The 1,952-nt window shown below is 38.3% G+C and carries 3 protein-coding genes; all 3 read left to right on the top strand.

Annotated features, from left to right (window positions below; all coding sequences use genetic code 11):
- Positions 1-355: hypothetical protein (locus ACWIHY_RS40220; protein ID WP_454381707.1), on the top strand; the 355-nt coding region annotated here is incomplete at its 5' end.
- 684 nt (positions 356-1,039) lie between these two features.
- Positions 1,040-1,213, top strand: a complete 174-nt coding sequence (locus ACWIHY_RS40215; RefSeq protein ID WP_375839303.1) for a hypothetical protein — start codon at positions 1,040-1,042, stop codon at positions 1,211-1,213.
- A gap of 90 nt (positions 1,214-1,303) precedes the next feature.
- On the top strand, positions 1,304-1,952 hold a 649-nt coding region (locus ACWIHY_RS40210), incomplete at its 3' end, for a rolling circle replication-associated protein (protein WP_454381705.1).

Here is a 1,952-nt window from a genome sequence, read left to right as displayed (position 1 = left end):
CATAGGAGCCTATTTGAGCGCTTATTTGACTGATATAGACCTAGAAGATGTCCAAGACAGGGAAACAGCCTTAAAAGTGGCTTCAGAGGGCTGTGAGGTGCAAACAAAGATCGTAGAAGGTCGGGAAAAGAAATTTTTAAAAGGCGGACGGCTGCACATGTATCCTTCCGGAATGAATATGTATCGAAAATCAAAAGGGATTGTTAAGCCGGAACGGGAAGAAATGAAGTTCGGAGACATAAAAAAAGTAGTGGGTTCGGCAAAACCACACTACGAGAAAAGTTATCATGTCGAAAATGACAATTTTGAAAACACAATTTCGTTTCTCCAGTATAACACAAAACGTGATTTTTGAAGCAAAACGGTTCCTCTTTATGGAGCCGTTTTTTTTATTTCCCGAAGGGTTATTTGTCAGAATGACAAACCGATTTCGAGCCGGCGAGAACCCATTGTCACACCACGATTTAGGGGGTGTGTATAAATGGGCACTCTCTGTGAAATTTGAAGCTTTGAAATTCCGAATGGCGCACTTATACACTCTGTCGAGTGAGTGCTAAAATGCTGAAGCATTTCCGTCAAGCGTGTGGAGGAATCTTGTAGAGAGATATAGCATAGATACCCGTATCTCTAGAGATATTTTGGTATATCCCTGCTATATCTATGGGGTATCTATGCTATATCTTTGGCTTCAAAAACGGCACCTGTTCTAAGAGCATAGAAACTCAACAGGCACAGCCTGTTTGACACCCTTTTTTTTAGGGTGGCACCGAGTTTCCTTATGCTCTTTTTCTCTGAAGCTAAACCTGTTTTATATGTCGTAGTCTTTTTATTGGGAGTGACCCCTTGCTGTACAATTTCCGGAGGTGCCGATAAGGGACGAATTTTCCCTTGTCGGTTGCCTTTGGGGATTGTAAGGGGTGGAGGCTCGGAATCAAAAGGAAACGAAATATCATTCCGAGTGTGCTTCTTTTTTCTGTTCTTGAATTCTATTATTTCCAATGTTAGAATTATGTTAACAACTTGTTAGGAGTGTGTTTGGATGGAAGAGAAAAAACAAATTGGACCTCGAATTACTGTTGAAACATTTAAAAAGCTAGAGTTATTAGCCGAACATTTTACAAAACACAATGAATTTGGAAGAGTTTCAAAAGATGCTGTAATTGAGTTTGCTATTAAGGAATTGTATAGGGACTATTTGGGAAAAGGACGCTAATTTTTGTTGAAAAACTGACTTCGGATTTGGGGTTCTTTATTATTAACTTGATTTTAATTAAACATTACAGGAAAAATTGAGGGGAAATGGATGGATAAACGCAATGGTGACGCGGTTTTCATAGCTCCAAATGATGTTGTAAAAGTGACCACTATGAATCACGTCATTGAAGTTCAGCATATGGAGAAGATGAACCGGAAAAATAATATCAAAAAATTGGACAAGGATAGGTTTGTAGACCTCTCTACTGGGGAGATCCGGGAGTTCGAGCATTCGGAAAATCGGCAGGAAAATTATAATTCTTTGAGACAAACCTTTAAGAAGCTGCGTTATTTGATAAATAACAATTTTATAGGACGGCCAAATGAATTACATATAACTTTGACATACAAGAAAAATATGACGGACACGAAAAAACTTTATAGTGATTTTCAAAATTTTATCGACAGGTTGCGTTATAAATACAAGAAAGAAAGTTCGATAGATTATTTATCGGTGGTAGAGCCACAAGGACGTGGAGCCTGGCATTGTCATGTTTTAATGCGCTTTAATGATTTGGATAAGATTTATATTAAAAATGCTGAATTAAGGAGTCTATGGGGTTTAGGATTTGTAACAATCAAGTCATTAAAGGATATAGACAACATAGGAGCCTATTTGAGCGCTTATTTGACTGATATAGACCTAGAAGATGTCCAAGACAGGGAAACAGCCTTAAAAGTGGCTTCAGAGGGCTGTG

Source organism: Streptomyces sp. NPDC055287 (assembly GCF_053646035.1).
This window is presented reverse-complemented; position numbering and strand designations above follow the sequence as displayed.